Origin of the sequence: Oryzicola mucosus, assembly GCF_014534685.1 — a bacterium.
GTDB lineage: Bacteria > Pseudomonadota > Alphaproteobacteria > Rhizobiales > Rhizobiaceae > Oryzicola > Oryzicola mucosus.
In genome coordinates, this window is sequence record NZ_JACVVX010000001.1 from 920,330 (window position 1) to 942,112 (window position 21,783).

The following is a 21,783-nucleotide window of genomic DNA, read 5'->3' on the forward strand; positions in this document are numbered from 1 at the left end:
CGCGTATCTGGCCGCGAGTAGAAGGTTGAGGTGGTGAAGCTGGTCAGGGACCGCGGGGTTACTGTTGCCCAAGCGGTCCGTGAGCTTGATGTCGACAAGGATGTGTTGCGCCAATGGTCCGGGAATATGGCGACGATCCTGGCCAGTCCTTTCCTGGAAAAGGTCAAATGAAGCCGGAGCAGCTTGATCGAGCGGCGCCGTCGTGAAGGCACCAAGCTGAAGGCGGAGCGCGCTATCTTAAAAAAAGGCCGCAGCCGACTTTGCCAGGGACGCGATATGAAACTCGCGTTCATTGCAAAGCACCGTTGATTGCGGGCAAAGGTGGATAGCTCTGCTAAGCGCTGGGGTCACCGAAATGAGCGTCTACAAGGGCGCCGCTCTGATCTACCCGATGCTACCATGCCGGTAGGCTGATGCAGACAAAGCCTATGACTGGAGACACATCTCAACCCGTTACGACCGCTGCGCCCATGCCTTCTTCAGCGCCATGTGCATCGCCGCGACAGTCATCTTCTGGCTCGGCTACTTCAGTCCTGAGCCTAAGCCATTGTGACATATTTCAAAAACGGATCAAAAAACTGTTGTTATATGTATCCCCCTATTTCTGATTTTTGCCGGCTAGAGGGCGCAATCTTCGTATCCTGAATGTCGAGAGCCGCGGCGGCCCTTCTCTTTGCCCGATAGAGGTTGAACTGCTGGTCCGCCAAGACCCCGGCCAGGATCACGGCTCCCATCACCGCGAAATTGAGCGAGGACGGGATTCCGAGGAGGTTGACCAGGTTCTGCAATTCCTGAAGCAGGACCGCCCCTAAGATCACGCCAATGATCGAGCCTTCTCCACCTCGCAGCGAAAAGCCGCCCAGGACAGCGGCCGCGATGGCGTAGAGTTCGTAGAAATTACCGTGCGACGAAGGTTGTACCGATCGAGTGAACATGGCGAAGTAGACGGCGGCAACGGCGGTCAGTGCGGCGCAGATGACATAGGCGGCGGTGATGACCAAACCGGTGCGGATGCCAGAATAGCGCGCGGCGTCCTCATTCTTGCCCACCGCCTGCAAATGTCTCCCAAAGACGGAGCGATGCAGCACAAACCAGCAGACGATCCCGACCAAGATCATGGCGAAGAAGGAGTGGGGCACACCAAACGAGCGTCCGATCGTCAGCCATTCCAGGGCAGGATAACTCGCGCCGAAGGGGAACCCCGCGGTGGCTTCGCCGGTATAGCCACGCGCCAAACCGCGATAGATCAACAGGCCGCATAGCGTCACCACAAAGGGCTGCATCCGCAGCCTGGTGATCAGCAGCCCATGCGCCAACCCAAGGAGCGTGCCTATGGCGAGGATGGCGAGAATTGCCACCGGCCATGGGACGCCGAATTTGCCCACCATGTCGACGAACAGCACACCGAGCAAAGCGACCATCGAGCCGACCGACAGGTCGATGCCGCCTGTCATGATGACAAAACCCTGGCCAATGGCGAAGAGGCCGAACAGACCGATCAGGTTGGCGGTGTTGCCAAGATTGATCGGCGAGAGAAACAGCGGATTTTGCAGATACACCGCCGCTCCCACAACGATGATCAGGACAGCCAAGCCGAAGTCTTTTTTATGCATTGGGCATTTTCCTAATTTGCGCCGACGGCCAACTTGAGAACATTGTGTTCGGAGAACTCAGGCCGCAACAGAGATCCGGCGATTTCTCCTTCCCGCAAAACGACGATGCGGTCGGACACGCCGATGACTTCTTCCATGTCGCTGGAGATCATCATGACGCCGACGCCCGCGTCCGTCAGAGCGCGCATCAGCCGGTAAATCTCGACCTTGGAGGCGACATCGATGCCGCGAGTGGGTTCGTCGAAGATGATCAGGGCCGGCCGCATGGAAAGCCACTTGCCCAGAACCACTTTCTGCTGATTTCCGCCGGAAAGCTCGGCGGTGTTGCGCATGACGTCAGTGGTTTTTATAGCAAGTTTTGTGCGCTGATCCTCGGCGCGCGCCTTGACCAGTCTTTGGGAAACCAAGCCGTTGTACGATACCGCGTCGAGATCTGCGAGGCAGATGTTTTCGCAGATCGCGCTTTCCAGGACGAGGCCGCTTCGCTTGCGATCTTCGGGAACCAGATAAATACCGGCTGCGATGGCGTCATGCGGGCACGAGGCCCTGAACGGCTTGCCCTTCAACATGATCGTGCCTTCGAGAATAGCCGTGATCCCGAATATGGCCTCGGCCAGTTCGGTGCGTCCTGCGCCAACCAGTCCGGCTACGCCGAGGATTTCGCCATCAAGGACATCGAACTCCACCAAGGCCAGCGGTTTTGCACTGGTCCTGATATCTCTCAAGGTCAGGATGGGCTCGCCGGGAGGGCGGGCCGGCGGCTTATACAGAGAGTTGAGGTCGCGGCCGATCATGATTCGGATCATTGCGTCATGGGTTATCTCAGGCTTGTCGAGTTCACCCGCCGCCTTGCCGTCGCGGAGCGCGAAGACCCGATCAGCGCATTCCTCGATCTCGCTCAGCCGATGCGATATATAGATGACGGCGATGCCATCAGCCTTCAGGCCGGCAATGACGTTCATCAGTGTTTTCGTCTCGGAAAGGGTAAGGGACGAAGTTGGTTCATCCATGATGATAAGGCGTGCCTGAATGGAGAGCGCCTTGGCGATTTCAAGCAATTGCCGCTCGGCCAAGGCCAGCTCTGCGACCGGCGTATCGGGCCTGAACGTCGCCCCAACCCGTCTCAAAAGCGGTTCGGCCGCGGCACGCATGGCCTCTACATCGAGCAGCCGGAGAAAACCGGCGCGTTTTTCACGGCCAAGGAACATATTGGCAGCGACATCGAGATTGTCGAAGACATTGAGTTCCTGATGGACGAAGGCGAACCCCACAGACTGGGATTCGGTCACCGAAAGCCGGTCATATCTCACATTGTCAATGACGATCTGCCCTGAACTGGGCGGGATCACGCCTCCCAGAATTTTCATTAGCGTGGACTTGCCGGCGCCATTTTCTCCGATCAATGCCAGCACCTCGCCAGCCATGACCGTCATGGAGACATTGGAGAGGGCGACCGCGCCGCTGTAAGCCTTGGAAATGTTTTCGAGCACCAGCAGGGGGCGCTTGCGATCCTCATTCGTCGTCATAAAACATGCCATCTTATTTGCGGCAACAGCGATGCCCGAAGCTATTGCCCGATCTGTCCCAAAAGCCGTATCGGGCCGGTCGAAGGCCCGATACGGCCACGCTGACAGGAAGGGAGGTTACCCGCCAATGCGCTCTTTGAGTTCCTTCTCGAAGGCATCGACGTTAGCCTTGTCGATGACTTTGGTTGGAACAATGATTAGGCCATCCGCTGGAATGCCAGATTTGTCGCCATCAAGGTATTTCGCCATCAGGTGCATGCCCTGATAACCCCACTGATAGGGATCCTGCACGACGGTGCCGGCGAAACTGCCTTCGCGCACCGCACCAAGCGTAATCGGATCCTCATCGAACGCGATGACCTTGATTGCGCCGAGCTTGCCCGCGGCTTGGAGGGCCTCGTAGATCTTAGGCGGATTGTAAGAATAGAAACCCACCATGCAGTTGATGTCCGGATTGGCGGCAAGCACGTCATCGACGTTGGACCGAGCGCGGGCGAAATCGACATCGTCGCCGCGCACGTCGACAAGTTCGATGCCAGACCCTTCAACGGCCTTGCGGAACCCGGCGATGCGCTCCATGGCGTTGTCTGCTCCAAGGAACCCGACGAAACCCATGCACTTTCCACCATCGGGCATCGCCGCGACGGCGATTTCGCCCGCTTGGACGCCCGCCAGGGTGTTGGACGAACCCAGATAGGCGATGCGCTTACTGGCAGGCGCGTCGCTATCTGTGGTGAACAGCGGCACCTGCCCTGCAATGCGATTGAAAGCGTCGATGGAGTTCTTCGGATCGGCTGACGAGATCATGATGGCATCGGCGCCTGCGGCAACAAGGTCATCCATCAGAGCATTCTGCAGGGCCGCCGTGCCCTGAGCCGGGTAACGGAACTGAAGATCATAGCCCGGCAACTCGGCCTGCGCTTTCTTGACCCCGGCTTCCGCAAGTTTCCAGAAGTCCGAAGCGGCATTTACGACAAAGGCCAGCTGTGGTTTGTCCTGTGCGGCAGCGGGGCCAGCCACGCCGGCAACAACCATGGCGATGGTGACAGCAAGCTTCAGTTTCATTGTTTATCCTCCCATTGTGAGCGTGGTCATGGCCACGCTTCAGCGTTACCGAATGCCCGTGGCAAACCGTTTGCCAGAGGGCGGTGCATATCCTTTGCTTCCGGCCTCGCCCGGACGGCTGCATGCGAATCGCCCGGAGCCGTGTCGGATTTTCCCTCCCTTATCCCGGGTACCAGACGAGGCGCGGATCATCGGGCGCCCGGACATAGGACCAGGCACGCTCTATAAGGCGTTTGAGATCGACGGCCGGGCGCCAACCCAGCAGCATGCGTGCCTTGGTGTTGTCGAGCCAGTTGCTGTGATAGGGCGTCGGAATGGTCACAACCGGCAAACCATGCGATGCACTGAGTTGCGTTGCCACGCAGGCATAGTCCACCGGTATATCCATGGCGACGTTGAACAGGTCGCTGTTGGCGGCGGGATTGTCGAGCGCCAGGAGAATGGCGCTGACCAGGTCGCTCACATGGATGAAATTGCGTTTGAGCGATGCGCCGGTAACATCGCGGAGCAATGGAACGGCGCCTGCGGCGGCAAGCCGGTCAATTTCCTCTTCTGCCAGGAATTCGCGCCACGCCGGTCCGCCGAACTGGTCGCGGAAGCTCAGCACATGCTTGAAGTCATCCTTCTCCATGATCCAAGGTGCCCGCAGGCAGCAGGCGTTGATGCCATACTGAATCCGGTATTGCTCCAGCATGACTTCCTCGATCACCTTGGTGAGCGCGTAGCAACCGGGATAGGCGCGCCGCGCGGATTTTTCGGTGATCGGGGCATCGTAGCGATGGAAAATGTGTCCCACCGAGCAGTCCCCGCCGATCAGGACAAACTGCCTTGCAGTCTTCGACGTTCGGAAGGCCTCGAGGAGATTGAACATGCCCTTGACCCCGACGTCGATGGCCAGATCTGGCGACTCCTTGACCGCAGCCATATGCAGGACATGGGTTACGCCATCCATCGCAGCATGGACCGCGTCAGTATCCGACAAGGAACCGCGCACAATCTCGACGGCTGCATGATCAATGATGCGGTTGTTGCAGACCGCGCGCAGGGACCAGCCGGAAAACTTTTCGGTGGTGAGAAATTCTGGCAGGAAATTGCTTCCCACCTTTCCCGTTAGTCCAGTGACCAGAAGTTTCAATTTGCTTCCCCTATAAGCCCCACGAGCGCGGTGAAATCGAGGCTACCGCTTCGCAGCCCGTGCAGCGGCCGAGCGTCATGGCGCCGTAACGCCATGACGGGATTGCGTCGAAATCACTTTATTTTGGGGCGCAGAAACCCGGCTCTTCACGGGTGCATACATCCAGCCCGGTGTAGATCGTGTCTTCGACCTTCTCGCCCTTGATCAACTGGATCATGACTTCAGGTGAGCGCTGGCCCATTTCGAAGGGGCGCTGGCCCACCTGCGCGTGGCTGCGTCCTTCGTTGAAGGCCTGCACTTGCGGTGGCAGGGTATCGCCAGCGATGATGATCAGATCATTGCTTTTCAGGCGGTCCATCACCTGGTCAGTGACCTGGGCATAGGCTTGCGGCGCGAACTGCGCCCAGCCGCCGATCAGAATAAAGGCGTCGAGATCGGGGTTAGACGTGAAGACATCGGCCATCTGCTGGTTGGCGAGATCGATCTGATCATTGGTAAAGACCGGGCAACCCTCGATTTCACTCCAGCCGCTTTGCCCTGTCAGGCGGTCAATCCCTTTCGAGCCCGCGATGGTATCGCGGAAGCCGGCCGCGCGGGCGTTGATATTGTCAGCTGCGACATTGCCCAATTGCAGGCAAACTGTACCGCCATCGGGCTTCAGCCGCGTTGCCTGTTCGGCCATCTTCACGCCCATCAAGTAATTGTCGGTTCCAAGATAGGCGGAGCGCAACGCGCGGTCGGCCTCGGAGAGATCCGCGTCCACCGTCATGACCGGCATTTTCGGAGCGATTTCCTTGAGCCGGTTGGCCATCGCCGCTGCATTGGACGGTGAAATGGCTATCGCTGCCACGCCTTTGGCAATGAGGTCGTCGACAAGCTGGACCTGGCCGGCCTCGTCGGCGCTCGATGCCGGGCCGGTATAGAGGCACTGATATTCCGAATCAGGATTGTTCTTCGCCCAGTCCTGGCAGCCCAGGTTGATCTGCTCGAAGAACGGATTGTCCAGTCCCTTAACGACAATGGCCAAGGTTTTCTTGTCCTGCGCCTCCGCTGCACCGGCTGCCAAAGCAATAAGAGCGGCAGCTGCGGCAATCTGATTTACGTACCTCAAATTAGTGCACTCCTCCGTTGGGGTTATCTGGCTGGCGCAGGTAAGGCTATGCCCACCAAGCGACTGCCAGAACTGTCTGCCGCGCTGTTCCTCCCATCGCGGCATGCATGCGAGGCTCGAGCCATCCGAAGTTCGCGCCAATATTGACAAGCATTGCAGTTGCAGATTTGATGATATTATATGATAATAACAGCATTTAATTACCTGCTTCGTCAAGCTGGAATTTCGACTGAGTTTTGGACTTGAGAGGGGAGCCATTGCGCGACACGCGCCGCCGCGCGGGATGCAAAAGGCAGGCGGGAAGAAGGGGAGGAATATGAGTGCTTTGAGACTTGAGGCAGTGAGCAAACACTTCGGCGCAATCCACGCGTTGAGCGACGTATCGCTTTTGATTGAACCGGGGGAAGTCATAGGCCTGATGGGCGACAACGGGGCCGGTAAGTCCACCTTGGTGAAGGTTATCGCTGGAAACTTCGCGCCGAGCGCGGGCGAGATTTTCATCTCGGACACAAAAGTCGAGTTCCATAAGCCGTTGGATGCCCAGCGGGCCGGAATCGAGGTCGTCTACCAGGACCTCGCCATTTGCGACAACCTTTCAGCGGCCGCAAATGTCTTTCTGGGGCGCGAACTCACCAAGCAGATTGGGCCTATACCCATCCTTGACTATGCGCGAATGCGGATCAGGGCAGGAGAACTGTTCGCGCGTCTCAAATCCGAGACCCGGCCGCGGGATCTCGTAAAGCGAATGTCTGGCGGACAACGGCAGGCTGTTGCCATCGCCCGTGCCCTTCTCAGCGATGCCAAGATCGTCCTGATGGATGAGCCTACCGCCGCTATTTCCGTGCGGCAGGTCGCGGAGGTGCTCAATCTCATACGCAATCTCAGCGATCACGGCATCGCCGTCGTTTTGGTCAGCCACCGCATGCCGGACGTGTTTCAGGTGGCTGATACGATAGCCGTGCTGCGCCGAGGCCGTCTGGTGGCCAGCAAAAGGGCGGCGAATTCGTCGCCGGAAGAAGTCACCGGCCTTATCACGGGAGCGATCGAATTCGCATGAGCAACCAGGGAAATAGAACTCTCACGCCCACGGCAAATTCGCTGGCTGACGCGATCGGCCACTCCGAACATCGCGGCATGCTTGCGCGCCTCACCAACCATCAGACCTTTTGGGTGTTTATGGCTGCGGTTCTGGCCTGTCTGGCGCTGTCGCTATTGACCGACACATTCGCCACCGAGCGGAACCTGTTCAATGTCTCGCGCAACTTTGCTTTCGTGGCTATCATTGCTCTTGGCATGACAGCTGTAATCGCGTCTGGGGGCATAGACCTGTCGGTGGGGTCTGCCGTCGTGCTGTCGTCCATGACCGTGGCCGTTCTGATGTCGGCGGGTATGCCGTTCTGGATCGGCATTCCGGCAGCGCTGGCCGTTGCAATCCTTCTGGGTGCGGTCAACGGCGTGCTGGTCGCCTATGCCGGCATGCCGCCTTTCGTGGTCACGCTGGGCATGCTCTCGGTGGGGCGGTCACTTGCCATGGTCCTGTCCAACAACAAGATGATCTACCAGTTCGGCCCCGATCACGAACTGCTGCTGGCGCTAGGCGGCGGCTCCACGATGGGCCTGCCAAACCCGCTTCTCGTCATGGTGGTCCTGGCCGCGATCACGGGGTTCCTTTTCAAATGGACCCGCTGGGGCCAGCATCTCTTCGCGATGGGCGGTAATGAGAGCGCGGCCAAGCTTACCGGTATTCCAGTGCGGCAGTTGAAGGTTTCCGTCTATGTGTTCTCGGCGCTGACGGCCGGCATTACCGGTGTGCTGGAAGTGGGCTGGCTGGGTGGTGTCACGACCAATCTCGGCCAAGGCATGGAACTCGCGGTCATCGCGGCGGCCGTTATCGGAGGGGCCAATCTGGCAGGCGGCGTGGGCACGGCCTTTGGCGCTGTGGTGGGTGCGCTTCTCATCGAGGTTATCCGCAACAGTCTGATATTGCTGGGTATCAGTACCTTCTGGCAAGGCGCTTTCGTCGGTTCGTTCATTGTGATCGCTGTGGCGTTCGACCGGTTCCGGAGTGTTCGCCAGCAGGGTTGAGGATGGTTGCCCCGCCCCTGTGGAGGCGAGGCTCAACAGTTACTGCGCCGCCAGGGTAGCTTCGATATCATCGAGGTATCGGCTAGTGGCGGTCGATTGCCGCGCGATCAGTTCGCACTCGACCTTGATGCGGCTTGGATTGGTGTGCAAGCCGCCGGCCGCCTCGATCAGCAGTTCAGCAGCAGTCCGGCCCATCTCGTAGAGCGGCAGAACAAGCGTCGACAAGGGAGGGTGCGTATATTGCGCGATGTCGCGGTCGTCGAAGCCGATCACGGCCACATCGTCCGGTATTCGGACATTGAGTTGCTTCAATGCGTCGAAACAGCCGACGGCCATCATGTCGTTGGCGCAGAAGATGGCATCGGGCGGGTTGTCCAGGGCCATCAGTTCCATCGTCATTTCATAACCTGCAGACGGCTCCCAGTTGCCTGGGCGCACGAGAGCGGGATCGAAGGCGATATCGTTGCTGGCAAGTGCCTGTTTATAGCCTTTGAGGCGGTCGCGGGCTGCGTCTACGCCCTGCTGGCCATTAATGAACCCGATCCTGCTGCGGCCGGACAGCAGCAGGTGTTCAGTCGCCGTGCGGCCACCCAGCAGGTCGCCGGGCAGAACCGAGTGATGCTCGCGATTCTCGTCGTAGCAATTCACCAAAACGATGCTGAGGTCGGAAAGGGCTGGGGGAATCTGCACGAGGCGGGTCAGGATCGTCCCGTAGATCAGGCCGAGAATGGGCAGGTTCTTGAGGCCGCCGATGATATTTGCCTCGAGTTCCGCATCGCCATGGCTCACCACCATCAGCATGTTGATGCCATATTCAAGCGCTTTGTCCCGCGCGCCCTCGAAGGCGAGGGACATCCACGGATCCGTCGAGGTTTCGTCGGCGACGAAAACGATAGCGGACCGCCCACCGGGGGGTGCCTTGGTTCCCCGCCGCACAAACCGATAGCCAAGCGCCTTTGCGGCTTCTACAACGCGGGCTCGTGTTGCGTCGGCAAGCCGCGCACCTTTCGTTCCGCTGAGAACCAGAGAGACGGTGGCTTGGGAGACGCCTGCCGCGGCTGCAACGTCCATCATTGTGGGCCGTGCCACACTCACTTGTCTCTTCGTCTTGGACATAAGCCGATTATTTCCCTTTAGATAAAACATCTGCCATGCGGCTCTGCGAAATTCAATGTCGTCCGCTTCGGTGGTTCACTCGCGCGGCCGTTCATACCCAGACTTCAATGATAGTCAAAAAAGAAGCGGTAGATTTGCAAATATTATGATAAAATATTAACAAGGAGTCTGTTGTTGAGCGCCACAAGCAGGCGGGGACGAGGCGCCGCAACGTATTTGTCGACTCCTCATCGGAGCCTTGCGGGATCGGGCTTGAGGCTGTTGCTGCCCGAGGGCTGGGCAAAAAAATATGCTGCGGCCTGAAGAAGTTTTGGCATTCTGTGACTTAAAGAGCGATGTCGTGCCAATAGACCTGGGTCTCCTGGCGCCATTTCAGGATGGCCAGGTCGCCAGCGGAGGGCCGAGCGCACGTCGCCGTGGCTGTCGACGACGATCACGCAACCGGGAGCATTCGTCCCTGGCGCGGCGCTGGAGAGCTTGCGTCAGCGGATTATGTCCGCCGTCGTCGAGGCCGTCACTGTCGACGGAAAAGCCCGTCAGGTTGGAAGACCTGACCGGCCCTCATCCGCTTAATTGATCTGGCTTCCGATTGGTGCGGCGCCTAAACGCGGGCGCTATGTCTCTTGAGCCCAAGCGAAACCGAATATTCGGCGGGGATTATCGTGCCGGATGAGACGAGCGATTTCGGCATCGATCCCGTCGAGCGAAGCAGGCGCGCTCACCGAGCCCATCGGGAACGGCCAGTCGCTGCCCAGAAGTATTCTTTCGCTGCCCAGGATGTCGACTAATGCACTGAGTTGCGCTGGCGAATGAACCACGTTGTCGACATTGAAACGCCGAACCGCCTCAACTGGCGGAAGGGTTAGCCGGCGAATGCCTGGACGATCTGTATCCATTCCGCGTTGCCATCTGCCGTAGAGCATGCCAACTGCGCCGCCTCCATGCGACAGGATGAACTGCAGGTCGGGAAACTGCCCTAGCACGTCGCCGAACACTAGGTTCGCGGCGGCAATCGTCGTCTCCATCGGGTTGCCGATCAGGTTCGAAAGATAGAATGGCTTGAGCCGAGCGTCCTTCGATTCGGAAGGATGCAGCAAAACTGGAAGCTTCCTATCGGAGAGAATTCGCCAAAGATCGTGATAGCTTTCGTCGGCATAAGAATGTGCGCCGAGATCGGTCCCTACTATAACGCCCGCCCAGCGATCGTCGAGCGCGTCAGCCACGCTCACAGCAAGCTGGGGAATATCGGTGGGAAGATAGGCCAGAGGACGCAGGCGCTCCGGTGCGACATCCACCGTCTCCAGAAGACCGTTGTTAAGCAGGTCGATATAGGCCGCTCGCTCGCCCGTGGGGAGGTCTGCGCGAAAAAGGGGAGGAGGAACTCCCACGGCGGCTCCGTGCAGCCCATCGGCATCGATACGGTCAAGCAGAGCTTTCGGAGTGCCCATGGTTTTCAGAGCAAGGCGAAACCCATGCACGTCGATCGCATCTGGCTCAAGCTTCATCCCGAAGTCGCCTTGAGCCGCCGCCGCGATCAAGGGTTGCGGCAGGAGGTGGGTGTGGATGTCCCAGCCGCCTTGGGTTCCCTGGTCCGACGTCATTGCGCGTCACTCGCATCGGTGTACCACGGCGGTTGCACGGGGTAGTGGGGCCCGTCGTAAATCTCCAGGAAAACCGTCGTTTCGTCGGCGACGGTCGGGCCGTGGACGCTGCCGACGGGATTGCAGTAGAACGAGCCGGCGACCAGCGTCGTGCCAGTCGGAATGTATCGGTACTGGCCCGACAGGCAGTACATGAACTGGTTGGACGCATGGGCATGTGCGTTGGGGATGCCCACTCCCTTTTCGAATTTGATCAAGGCGATCGAGGCTCCGCTTTCCTCGTTGCGCCAGAGCATTTTCTGCGACAGGCCGGCAAGCGATTTCGGCGACCAGGGCTCATCCGCCGCGTTGATGAGTATTTCCTTGAAGGCTGCCGCAAAGCCCTCCGGAACAGTGCCGCCGACTGGTGTTTCGGGCAGGAATTCTCCTTCGTCAGGATACACCCAGCGAACCGACTTGAACTCCACCAAGCGCGACAGATAAAGCGTATCCGACGTGTTAGTCAGGCGGTGAATTGCGCGCTTTTCCTGGATTGCGACCGTGTGGCCGAGTGGCTCGCTGGTTGCAATTCTGTCGCCGAATATGGTTTCGATCTCATTGTCGCCGCCCCCGAGCGAAATGACGAGATAGGGATGGCGGTGAATATGAAAATCCAGCATTTCACCGGGTTCCAGCCGAACTTCCCAAACCCTCGTCTGGTCGTTTTCCTCAACGATGCGGTGGCCTATATCGCCCAAGGTGATCCCGCGCCGTTTGGCGAGGGCAAATCCGAAATCCTGACTCATGAAAATATCCTTATCAACGGGACGGCGGTCAACGAGGAGAATGCAGATCGGCAGCTTGCATGACGTTCCGCAGTTCGCCGAGTTGCGGGCTGCGACAGATCACCTCGTCGCCGGCTTTGAGGAAGAGCTGTGGCGTCCGGGCATTGCCAACACCCGCGGGCGTCCCGGTCAACAGCACGTCGCCGGCACGCAACGTCATGCCAAAGGACAGTTCGGAGAGCAACTGGGCAACGGTGAACGCCATCAGTTTCGTCGATGCGCTCTGCAACACCTCGCCATTGACGACGCATTCAAGAGTGAGGTCCTGCGGGTCCACCTCATCGGCGGTGACGATATAGGGGCCAAGCGGCATGGTGGCGTCGATGCTTTTTCCCTTGAGCCACTGGCCGCCATGGGCGCGCTGGAGATCCCGCTGTGAAATGTCATTGGCCAGGCAATAGCCAAAAACATGGTCGAGTGCGGACTCTACGGGGATATTGCGTCCATCCTTGCCGATAATGAGAGCGAGTTCGACCTCGTAATCCCATTTGCTCGAGATTTCTGCATCGAAGGAAATCGGCGCGTCGGGGTCGATGACTGTATCTGGTCCCTTGGTGAAAAACGTCGGATGTTCAGGGCGCTCCACGTCCTGTCCTTCGCGGCGTCCCTTGCCTTCTTCGAAGTGGTCCCAATAATTCCATCCCGCGCACAGAATGTCACGTCTGAAACGCTGGACGGGAGCGCGCAGAGCAGAGCGATCGAAAGGCACCTCAACTCCGCCGGACGATGAGAGATCAGTGAGTGCGGCCCGTCCTCGAGATGCGATGTCGACCATGTCGCCCGCCTCCGGCGGCAAAAGGCGCATTGTGTCGGCCTCAACGATGGCAATGCGGCTCCTGCCGTCATAAAAAATACTGGCAAGCTTCATGGATTCAGGCTCCGCGGTTGTCCGGGATTACGGCGATGGCATTGATTTCGATGAGATATTCGTGGGACACCATCTTGGTGACCTCGACCATGGTCGAGGCCGGTAACGGAGGCTGGAAATATTCGCGGCGCACGGCGTGGATCTTTTCGAAATCCTCCATGTTGCGCACATAGACATCAACCCTGCAAACATCGGCAAGGGTTCCACCGGCCAGTTCCACAGCAGTCTTGATGTTCTCGCATACCTGGCGTGTCTGTTCGCTAACATCGCCAATGCCCGCGATGCTGCCATCGGGGCGCCGGGCTGTCATGCCTGAGACGAAAACCAGGCGGCCGCTGGCTTCGATGACGGTTGCTTGGGAAAAATGCCCCATTGGCTTGCGGAGATTGGGTGTGGAGATTTCTTGCTTGGCCATGTTTTGGCTCCTCTAGACTGTCAGATGATCGTCCATTGTGGTGCGGATACACCAAGTTCTGCGCCGATTGCCGTGAGGGCATCGCGCACTGCGGGCTGCAACTGAACGCGCCCTTTGGATTTCGACTGGCGGTCCCACTCGGGTTCCCCAGGGGTGTAAAGGCGTTCGATTCCCGGTGCGCGTTGGCCGTTGCGAATGCCGCGGGCTGCCGCCCCCGCCATGGCGCGCAGAACTGCCGGTTCTCCGAAGTGGGCAAGGTCGATGGCGATGAAGATGTGCGAGCAATCGTAAGGTACGGACGCATCGCCATAAAGCGGTTGAACCGCGCTGCCCATCGCGCCCCCTGACAGCAACCCGCACATCAGGTCGATCATCAGTGCCAGCCCGAACCCTTTCGGTCCTGCGCTCGGCAGGAGCATCCCATTGATGGCTTCATTAGGATCGCTTGTCGGAGACCCGTCTGCTTTGACTGCCCAGCTCAGGGGTATCGCCTGACCGGACTTGGCAGCCATTCTGATCTTGCCCATTGCTGCCTCGCTGGTTGCCATATCCAGCACCAGGGGGATTCCATCATCCGACGGCACAGCGATGGCGATGGGGTTGTTGCCGACGACACGCTCCGCGCCGCCGGGTGCGGGCATAAGCGGGCGGGTGTTGCAGATCGCGATGCCGATGCACTCACGATCAGCAGCTGCCTGGGCGAAACGGCGTGCAGTACCGAAGTGAAATCCATGCCGTACCGCCGCTACACCGATGCCGTAGAGCTTCGCCTTATCCACGGCCCGCTCCATGGCATCGTCGCCCGTCAAAACGCCGAACGCATGGTTGGCATCAAGAACCACGATCGATTTGTCGTCGGAGACAACGACCGGCTCGGTCTGCTTGCTCACGGAGCCGGCAATCAGGCGCTTCACATACATGTCGGCTAACATGACGCCATGAGAATGCAGCCCGAGCCGATCGGCATCGACAAGCCCTTCCGCAACAACACGCGCCGGCTCTTGGTCGAGCCCGGCAGCGGTGAAGAGGCTGCTGACGTAGTCGGTTAGCTGCGTGGAGTCGATCGCTATCGGCATGAAATTCTCATTTGGCAGGCTCCGGTTCAGATTCGATATTGAAGAATATTCCGATAATCAAGTGAATTATCGAAAATCATTTGACTGCTCGATTGTTATAGGATGTGGTGCGTATGGGAGAACGTAAACGCAGCCGTCGTAAAGCCGGCTCAATGACGAAGGGAACAGAGCCTTGAAAGCATGGAAACGATCCACGCTGGCGATTGCCGCCAGCCTCATGTCCGCTTTTGCCGCGCCCACATTTGGGCTGGCGCAAGAGCTGACCAAAGTCACCTTCTCGCTCGACTTCATTCCGCTGGGTCGACACGCGGCTTGGTATGCCGCCCTCGGCGAAGGTTACTTCACGGAAGAAGGCCTCGACGTCACGATCATTCCCTCCCAGGGAACGGCGCAAGTCATGCAGGCGATTGCGTCCAACACCGCACAGCTGGGGTTTGTCGATCTTCCAGGCGTCGTGCTTGCGCAAGCGGCGGGCACCGATATCCGTATGGTCGCGGTCAACTACCAAAAGGCGCCCTATGCGATCTTTTCATTGGCCAACGGAGCGAATGTAACCGACACGAAGCAGCTCGAAGGGCTGACGATTGGAAGTGGCGCCGGCAGCATCACGCCGCAGGTCATCAAAGGGTTCATGAAGCAGAGCGGCTTGGATCCGGCTTCGCTGAACGTGTCCAACGTCGCGCCGCCCGCACGTGCGTCCGCCTTGTTAAGCGGTCAGGTGCCGTCCATCGAATTTTTCATCATGTCGAAGCCGGGCCTGGAAAAGGGCGCCAAGGACGCGTCGACCAGCCTCACCACATTTCTTATGGCAGATCATGGGCTTGAGCTCTATTCAAACGGCATAGGAGCGTCACAGGCTTTCATCGAAGCCCATCCAGATGTCGTACGAAAATTCGTCCGTGCCGCCCTGCGCGGATGGAAGTTCACTCTGGACAATCCTGATGCAGCGGCCGATCACCAGATGAAGGTGGTAGACGGTCTTTCCAAGCCCGCTATCCTCGCAGAAATCGACATCGTCCGTGAGCTCGTCGTAACCGAAGACACGAAGAAGAACGGCCTTGGCTCCTTCGAAGCTTCAAAAATGGAAGCCGGATTGAAATTCGTCACCGACAATTTGGCGATTACAGGCACAGCGCCGTCCGCCGATAAACTCTATGTCGAAGGGTTTCTGCCTGACGAGCCGGTCAAACCGTGAATTAGGCATGCAATGATGAGCAAGGATGCATTGTCAGCGACTCCTACGGAAGCCGCCGGATCCAACACGGTCTTCGCACGCTTCGACCGTGTTGGAAAAATATTCAAGCTGCCGGGGGATCGCCAGATCGATGCCTTAGAGGACGTGTCGTTCACTCTGGGTCGAGGTAAACTGGTCGGGCTGCTTGGGCCCAGCGGCTGTGGCAAAACCACTTTTCTTAGGATCGTCGCTGGCCTCGAAACGGCAACGTATGGCACCGTGACAATTGAAGGCAAGCTCGTAAACGGACCGCATCCCAACTTTGCGTTCGTCTTCCAGCAGGCGAACCTGATGAATTGGCGCACTGTGCTGAAAAACGTGTTGTTCCCGCTCGAAATACGCGGAGAGGTGACACGCGCGAGCATCGAGCGTGCGCGCGATTTGTTGAACCTTGTGGGCCTTCATGGCTTCGAGGATCGTTACCCGTCCGAACTCTCCGGCGGCATGCAACAGCGCGTCGCTCTCTGCCGAGCGCTGGTCTATGACGCCAAACTTCTTCTGATGGACGAACCTTTCGGCGCTCTAGACGAGCTGAAGCGGATGGAAATGCATGATCTTCTGCTCGACATCCGGCTGCGCACGGGAGTCAGCGTCATGTTCGTCACTCATAGCATTTCCGAGGCCATATACCTGTCGGACACAGTTGCCGTCTTTTCAAAAAGGCCTGCGACGATTGCGCGGTTCATAGACATCGATTTTCCCTATCCACGCGAAAACGCTATGCGGTACGAAATGAAATTCACCGAGTACGAACATGAGGCCGGGCGCGCGCTGGGGATAGCACGATGATCTTGGACCGGGTTTTCAGGGCGATATACCCGCTGATTGGGCTCGCCCTTATCCTTGCGGCATGGCAGGCCTATACACAATTCTTCGCAGTCAACCGCATCATCTTGCCAAGTCCGATGGACGTGCTTGTGGCCAGCAACGACAATTTCGGATTGCTGCTGCGTCATCTCTGGCCGACGCTTCTGGAATGCGTTCTGGGATTTATGCTGGCAATGGCGATTGGCGTGCCGGTCGCTGTTGCGGTTGCGAACTCGCAAATTCTCAATCTCACGCTCTATCCCGTGCTGATCGCGATGCAGTCCGTGCCGAAGGTGGCTGTGGCTCCAATCATCCTCGTCTGGTTTGGCCTAGGGATTGAATCCAAGCTGGCCATTGCTTTCCTTGTGGCATTCTTCCCGGTCGTGGTAGACACTGCCACAGGGCTGCGCGCAACGCCGAAGGGCCTGCTCGAACTGGCGCAGTCGCTTCGCGCCTCTCCGCTTCAGGTGTTTTGGAAGGTGCAGTTTCCTTCCGCACTGCCCTTCGTTTTTGCCGGCGCGAAAGTCGCTGTAACTTTGACGGTGATCGGCGCTGTGATTGGCGAGTTCGTCGGTTCGAACGAAGGGCTTGGGAACCTGCTTCTCACCGCCAATTCGCAGTTGAACAGTCCGCTTGCCTGGGCTGCCCTGGTCTGGCTGAGCCTGCTGGGCATGGGACTGTTCGGAGCCGTTGCACTCGCTGAGCGCATCGCGATGCCATGGGCCAAGAATGGCGGACACTGACGATTGGCGGCCATTTGCGTTTGAACTTGAGATGAATGCGCTTGAGGCGGTGCCTCAGACGTCCATCATCTTGAAGTCGCTGGTCTTTTTGAGCTTTTCGGTGGTCCGCTCGATATGCGCACGGTTCAACCGCAGCGCGGTTTCCGCGTCCCGCGAGATCGCGGCGTTCATGAGTGCGGCGTGCTCGCTCACATCGTCGCGAAACTCGCCTTGCGAGGCGATGGCAAGCGAGACATAGCGCTCCGCTTGGTCAAAAAGCCTGTCTCTTATCGAACTGAGCGTCGGCGAGTCGCATGCGGCGACCAGGGCGGAATGGAACTCGCGATGATAGCGCAGCCAGTCGCTGTTGCGCCCTGCTTCACCATCGCTCGCGCGCTTCGGGACGCTCGACAGCCGGTGCAGCGCGCCCACCAGCAGCGCTTCCCATTCGACTCCACCCTTGGCAATCGACCAGCGCAACGCGATGTTTTCGATCTCGATGCGGGTGCGCGTCAGATCTTCAAGGTCGGCCAGGGAAACGCCGGAAACCTTGAAGCCCTTGTTCTGTTCCAGGGAGACGAAGCCCTCCGACTCAAGACGCATCAGCGCTTCTCGAACCGGACTGCCGCCAACATCGTAACGCTGGCGCAGCGTCTCTGCCCGCAACCGCTCCCCCGGGCGCAGCCTGCCGGTGAGGATATCCTCACGTAGCAAGCCGAACACTGTGGCATTCAAGGTGCTCTGTTCGTTCATGGCATCTCTCTGGCGCGGGTGAAACTTTGATGACTAGCTAGGGACTCATATCTCGATAAGCAACTTGATTATACAGCGACTCTTAACATAATCGGCAGAGGTATAAATTTTCGATAATCTATTGACGTTTCGACTTACAGCTTGTTTTATCACCCAATGAGCCGGCATGAGTTCCGGCCTGCCAAGCCACCATCCAACAAACATAAACAGGGGAATGCTGATGGTCCGGAATAGAACTGTTTTATACGTGGCAACCGCGTTGGGATTGTTGACCCTCGCCTCGCAAGCCCGTGCCGCCGACGCGGTCTTCGGTTTCTCCGGCTGGGCGGTCGGATACTTGCCCACCGCGGTGGCAATCGAGCGCCTTAAGGCAATGGGTTATGATATCGAGGTTGCCGAGCTGGGAGGCAACAGCAACCAGCTCCAGGCCGCAGCCACAGGCGATGTCGATATAACTGCGATCGCCCAGGTCATGGACGCGATGGACCAAGGTCTGGACAGCCGCTTTTTCATGGGTGCGAACACGAATGAATTCATCCTCGTGTCGAAAGCGGACCTTAAGGATTGCAAGTCGCTCGACGGGCGTACCGTAGGCATCCAATCGACTGGCTCTTTCGTTGGGCAGCTGGCTATCCAGTGGCTGGCCAAGGAGTGTCCCGACGCCAAGCCGAACCTGACGGTCATCGAAGGATCCGACAACAGGCTGGCGGCGCTGCTCGCCGGCCAACTCGACTCAAGCGTCGTCGACCTTCAGGACTGGACGCTTCTCAACCGCCAGAAGCCGGGTGAGTTCACGATCACGGCTGATTTCACCAAAGTCACGCCGATCCTGCGCGCTGCCTTCGCAGCCCGCCAGTCCTTCATCGCCGAAAATCCGAAGCTGATCGAGGATTGGATCCGCGTCCACCTGGACGTTTATGCGGAGACCTACAAGGATCCGAAAGTGCTGTTGGACAAGGGTAAGGAACTGCTTGGTGAAGTCGATCCCGAAGCTTTGCCGCCCATCATTGAAGCTTTCACCGCCGCAAAGGTCTGGCCGGTCGACGGTGGCATCTCCGATCAGGCAGTGCAGCAGACCATCGATTTCTTCAACAGCGACGGCCAACCCTTCGAGAAAATCAAGACGCCGGCGGATGTGATCGATCGCGGCCCGCTCGATAAGGTTCTGGCAGGCAAATGACGATGGTTGCGGCTAGGCCGGCCAGGCCCCGCGCACCTCGGTGGCGTCTCGAAAGTATGGCAGACAGACGACTTGGGCGACTTGCAATTCGCATCGCGGCTCTGGTGCTGTTCATCGGCATCTGGCAAGCGGCGGGCGACGACAGCATCAACCTTCTGTTCCCAACCTTCACGCGCACCGTTTCGGTGTGGTGGGACTTGGTCGAAAGCGGCGTGCTCCCCATCACACTTCTAATCACGAACCAGACCCTATTTGTCGGTTTTCTGATCGTTCTCGTTCTTGGAATACCCATTGGCATCTTCACCGCGCGCATCAAGCTGATGGACAAGATCGTCTCACCCTATCTCACCTTCTTAGTCGCGATCCCGATGATCGCCATCATTCCGGTCATTCAGGCGCTTCTCGGGCTCACCTTTGCCGCGCGCGTCACTGTGGTGGTGCTGTTCGCCATTCCTTATGTGGTGATCAACACCGCTGTAGCTGTCAGGCGGGTGGATCCGGTGCTGACGGAAATGGCTTTCAGCTTCGGCGCCAGCCGTCTCATGACGTTGCGCGACGTCGTCTTGCCGGCTGCGGTGCCGGGTATGATGGCGGGCATCCGGATCGCGCTGGGCCAGGCGCTCATCGGCATGGTCGTCGCGGAACTCACCATCGTCGGCGCAGGCATCGGAAGCCTCATCGCCGACCTTCAGGGGCGCTTCCGTGTAGCTCCGGTGCTTGCGGTGGCATGTAGCATCGTGATCGAGGGCATCATCCTGATGAGCCTAGTGGAATGGATTGAACGGCGTCTCGGCCGGTGGAGCAAACAATGAGCGGCAAGGCAGATGCGGCCATCTCGATCCGCAGCGTCTCGAAATATTACGTCTCCGGAAACGGCAAAAAGACCAAGGCGCTCGATAGCGTCGATCTGACTGTCAATCGCGGCGAGTTCGTATCGATCATCGGACCGAGCGGGTGCGGCAAGACGACCATGCTGAAAATGGTCGGTGGTATTCTCGGCTGGGACCATGGCGAGGTCGAGGTGCTCGGCAAGGCGGTGGAAGGTCCGGGACCGGAACGCGCGACAGTGTTCCAATCCTTCGCTCTGCTGCCTTGGATGACCGTTATCGACAACGTCTCATTCGGCCTGAAGGTGCGAGGCGTTGCCAAACCCGAGCGCTACAACATCGCGCGCGGTCTGTTGAAGTCCGTCGGTCTCGGCGACTTCGAACATGCCTATCCGCGCCAATTGTCGGGTGGGATGCAGCAACGTGTCGGCCTCGCCCGCGCTCTCGCCGTATCGCCGCAGGTGCTGTTGATGGACGAGCCATTCTCCGCAATCGACGCGCAGACCCGTTTGATCCTCCAGACCGACCTGCTCGACATCTGGTCCAAGACCGATCTGTCCGTGCTGTTCATAACACATGCCATGGATGAGGCGGTTTTCCTGTCCGACAAAGTTGTCATCATGGGTGCGCGGCCGGGGCACGTCACGGAGGTAATCGACGTCGACCTGCCCAGGCCGAGAAATGAGGCGACGCGCCGGGATTCGCGCTTTGTCGAACTGACGGGCCGGGTGTGGGATCGTCTGCGCGGCATGATCACCGACCCTAACGCGGATGTCGCGGCATGACGTTGTCATTGGGGCTAGGCACACGGAAATACGGGCCGTTCCTTCTCTCTTTGGTGGTGCTTGCGGCGATATGGGAAATTGTCGGACGGACGGCCAACATTCTGACGTTGCCCCCGCTGAGTTCCGTGCTTGTGGCTTTCGGCAAGCTTTGGTCGAGCGGGGCCGTCACCGCGCCGCTGTTTGACAGCACGATGGCGCTGTTGACGGGTTTGGCCATATCCTTGACACTCGGCAGTGCGATTGGCATCGGCATGGGGATGTCTCGCGTCATCGACGTCGCCATAGGCCCTTATGTAAAGGCGGGACTTTCCGCTCCCCTCATTGCTTTCGTCCCTGTCTTTCTGATGATCTTCGGGATCGGCTCCGAAACGCGCATTGCCACCGTTGTCGCGTTCTCCATCTTTATCGTCGCCACCAATGCCGCCACTGCGATGCGGACCATCGACGATCGCCTTCTCGAAATGGGCAGGTCATTCGGTGCAAGCCGCTGGGCCATCTTCCGCGATATCCGCCTTCCCGCAGGCGCTCCTTATTTCGTCGCCGGACTGCGCCTTGGCGTGGCGCGCGGGGTCAAGGGCCTGATCAATGGGGAGGTTCTGATCGCAATCATCGGCTTGGGCGGCCTGGTCAAAAAATACGGCACGGTCTTTTCGATGGATCAGTTGTATGCCGTTATATTGCTCATCGTGCTGTATGCGTCAGTCGCAGTCGGAGGCGTCACGCTGCTCAGCAATCTGCTCGTCAAAGACAAAGCGAACACGGCTTGATAGCGCAGAAGGCCGAAGTACCGAAGCGCGCTCTTCATAGCATCCCGAGTATTGCCTCCAGGGATTGGAGCGTCGGATTGACCGTCTTTGATCGTATCGTCTGAAAGTCGTCGTTCAACGTTTGCGCCATGGAGAGGTCAGACACATTGCTCTCGATTGCAGCAACCAGCAGCGCGTCGGATTTAGAGCATATCCTCTCTAATCTGGTTCATATCCAGCGGCCTTGAAGAAGTTGGCGCATTCGGCCGGCGTGACCAAAGTGATGACCCCGCC

General features: G+C 58.6%; 22 protein-coding genes. 10 read left to right on the forward strand and 12 right to left on the reverse strand.

All coding sequences use genetic code 11. The features are described from left to right. The first annotated feature begins 30 nt into the window (after nt 1–30). Entirely contained in the window at nt 31–171 is a 141-nt protein-coding gene (locus tag ICI42_RS24095; protein ID WP_330999100.1) for a hypothetical protein, read from the forward strand. A gap of 413 nt (nt 172–584) precedes the next feature. Here ICI42_RS24095 and ICI42_RS04370 read toward each other — a convergent pair whose 3' ends face one another. The 5 genes from ICI42_RS04370 to ICI42_RS04390 all read right to left on the reverse strand — a co-directional run bounded on the left by ICI42_RS04370 (nt 585) and on the right by ICI42_RS04390 (nt 6,555). Then, on the reverse strand, nt 585–1,613 hold the full coding sequence (locus tag ICI42_RS04370) for an ABC transporter permease (RefSeq protein ID WP_188163281.1): 1,029 nt from the start codon (nt 1,611–1,613) through the stop codon (nt 585–587). An 11-nt stretch (nt 1,614–1,624) separates the two neighbouring features. Next, nucleotides 1,625–3,139: a sugar ABC transporter ATP-binding protein gene (locus ICI42_RS04375; RefSeq protein WP_188163282.1), complete on the reverse strand. Its 1,515-nt coding sequence runs from the start codon at nt 3,137–3,139 to the stop codon at nt 1,625–1,627. A gap of 117 nt (nt 3,140–3,256) precedes the next feature. After that, nucleotides 3,257–4,204, reverse strand: a complete 948-nt coding sequence (locus tag ICI42_RS04380; protein ID WP_188163283.1) for a sugar-binding protein — start codon at nt 4,202–4,204, stop codon at nt 3,257–3,259. Nucleotides 4,205–4,364: 160 nt separating this feature from the next. Next, nucleotides 4,365–5,339: an NAD-dependent epimerase/dehydratase family protein gene (locus ICI42_RS04385; protein ID WP_188163284.1), complete on the reverse strand. Its 975-nt coding sequence runs from the start codon at nt 5,337–5,339 to the stop codon at nt 4,365–4,367. A 118-nt stretch (nt 5,340–5,457) separates the two neighbouring features. After that, the gene (locus ICI42_RS04390) at nt 5,458–6,555 is read right to left on the reverse strand and encodes a sugar-binding protein (RefSeq protein ID WP_188163285.1); all 1,098 of its coding nucleotides are present in this window, start codon (nt 6,553–6,555) and stop codon (nt 5,458–5,460) included. A 211-nt stretch (nt 6,556–6,766) separates the two neighbouring features. Here ICI42_RS04390 and ICI42_RS04395 point away from each other — a divergent pair, with 211 nt between their 5' ends. Both ICI42_RS04395 and ICI42_RS04400 read left to right on the forward strand, forming a co-directional pair. Then, nucleotides 6,767–7,507: an ATP-binding cassette domain-containing protein gene (locus ICI42_RS04395; RefSeq protein ID WP_188163286.1), complete on the forward strand. Its 741-nt coding sequence runs from the start codon at nt 6,767–6,769 to the stop codon at nt 7,505–7,507. A gap of 77 nt (nt 7,508–7,584) precedes the next feature. Next, nucleotides 7,585–8,535: an ABC transporter permease gene (locus ICI42_RS04400; RefSeq protein WP_210317011.1), complete on the forward strand. Its 951-nt coding sequence runs from the start codon at nt 7,585–7,587 to the stop codon at nt 8,533–8,535. Between the two features lie 39 nt (nt 8,536–8,574). Here the strand turns inward: ICI42_RS04400 and ICI42_RS04405 are convergent, their stop codons facing one another. From ICI42_RS04405 to ICI42_RS04435, 6 genes are all read right to left on the reverse strand, one after another. Beyond that, complete coding sequence (locus tag ICI42_RS04405; protein ID WP_330999101.1) at nt 8,575–9,624, reverse strand: LacI family DNA-binding transcriptional regulator; 1,050 nt, start codon at nt 9,622–9,624, stop codon at nt 8,575–8,577. Between the two features lie 641 nt (nt 9,625–10,265). Then, the gene (locus ICI42_RS04410; protein WP_188163288.1) at nt 10,266–11,252 is read right to left on the reverse strand and encodes an amidohydrolase family protein; all 987 of its coding nucleotides are present in this window, start codon (nt 11,250–11,252) and stop codon (nt 10,266–10,268) included. Next, the gene (locus ICI42_RS23440) at nt 11,249–12,037 is read right to left on the reverse strand and encodes a cupin domain-containing protein (RefSeq protein WP_230980144.1); all 789 of its coding nucleotides are present in this window, start codon (nt 12,035–12,037) and stop codon (nt 11,249–11,251) included. Before ICI42_RS23440 ends, ICI42_RS04410 begins: the two co-directional genes overlap by 4 nt. 28 nt (nt 12,038–12,065) lie before the next feature. Beyond that, on the reverse strand, nt 12,066–12,851 hold the full coding sequence (locus ICI42_RS04425) for a fumarylacetoacetate hydrolase family protein (protein ID WP_230980145.1): 786 nt from the start codon (nt 12,849–12,851) through the stop codon (nt 12,066–12,068). 97 nt (nt 12,852–12,948) lie between these two features. Beyond that, nucleotides 12,949–13,359 (reverse strand): RidA family protein, encoded by a 411-nt coding sequence (locus tag ICI42_RS04430; protein WP_188163290.1) that lies wholly within the window; start codon nt 13,357–13,359, stop codon nt 12,949–12,951. Between the two features lie 20 nt (nt 13,360–13,379). After that, nucleotides 13,380–14,435, reverse strand: a complete 1,056-nt coding sequence (locus ICI42_RS04435; RefSeq protein WP_188163291.1) for an Ldh family oxidoreductase — start codon at nt 14,433–14,435, stop codon at nt 13,380–13,382. A 172-nt stretch (nt 14,436–14,607) separates the two neighbouring features. Here ICI42_RS04435 and ICI42_RS04440 point away from each other — a divergent pair, with 172 nt between their 5' ends. Genes ICI42_RS04440 through ICI42_RS04450 form a run of 3 tightly spaced genes read left to right on the forward strand, consistent with a single transcriptional unit; the run spans nt 14,608 to nt 17,219 of the window. Continuing rightward, nucleotides 14,608–15,630, forward strand: a complete 1,023-nt coding sequence (locus tag ICI42_RS04440; RefSeq protein ID WP_188163292.1) for an ABC transporter substrate-binding protein — start codon at nt 14,608–14,610, stop codon at nt 15,628–15,630. A 15-nt stretch (nt 15,631–15,645) separates the two neighbouring features. After that, entirely contained in the window at nt 15,646–16,458 is an 813-nt protein-coding gene (locus ICI42_RS04445; RefSeq protein ID WP_188163293.1) for an ABC transporter ATP-binding protein, read from the forward strand. Beyond that, on the forward strand, nt 16,455–17,219 hold the full coding sequence (locus ICI42_RS04450) for an ABC transporter permease (protein ID WP_188163294.1): 765 nt from the start codon (nt 16,455–16,457) through the stop codon (nt 17,217–17,219). Before ICI42_RS04445 ends, ICI42_RS04450 begins: the two co-directional genes overlap by 4 nt. A 54-nt stretch (nt 17,220–17,273) precedes the next feature. On the opposite strand, the gene ICI42_RS04455 is transcribed toward ICI42_RS04450, so the two are convergent. Next, nucleotides 17,274–17,951, reverse strand: a complete 678-nt coding sequence (locus ICI42_RS04455; protein WP_188163295.1) for a GntR family transcriptional regulator — start codon at nt 17,949–17,951, stop codon at nt 17,274–17,276. A 259-nt stretch (nt 17,952–18,210) separates the two neighbouring features. On the opposite strand from ICI42_RS04455, the gene ICI42_RS04460 reads away from it, so the two are divergent. From ICI42_RS04460 to ICI42_RS04475, 4 genes are read left to right on the forward strand one after another with little or no spacing between them, the layout of a single operon-like run. Continuing rightward, entirely contained in the window at nt 18,211–19,131 is a 921-nt protein-coding gene (locus ICI42_RS04460) for an ABC transporter substrate-binding protein (RefSeq protein ID WP_188163296.1), read from the forward strand. A 56-nt stretch (nt 19,132–19,187) separates the two neighbouring features. Further along, entirely contained in the window at nt 19,188–19,943 is a 756-nt protein-coding gene (locus ICI42_RS04465; protein ID WP_188163297.1) for an ABC transporter permease, read from the forward strand. Continuing rightward, a complete protein-coding gene (locus tag ICI42_RS04470; protein WP_188163298.1) occupies nt 19,940–20,743 on the forward strand; it encodes an ABC transporter ATP-binding protein in 804 nt (267 codons plus the stop codon). The genes ICI42_RS04465 and ICI42_RS04470 overlap by 4 nt, the downstream gene beginning before the upstream one ends. After that, the gene (locus ICI42_RS04475) at nt 20,740–21,510 is read left to right on the forward strand and encodes an ABC transporter permease (protein WP_188163299.1); all 771 of its coding nucleotides are present in this window, start codon (nt 20,740–20,742) and stop codon (nt 21,508–21,510) included. The genes ICI42_RS04470 and ICI42_RS04475 overlap by 4 nt, the downstream gene beginning before the upstream one ends. Nucleotides 21,511–21,783 lie beyond the last annotated feature (273 nt).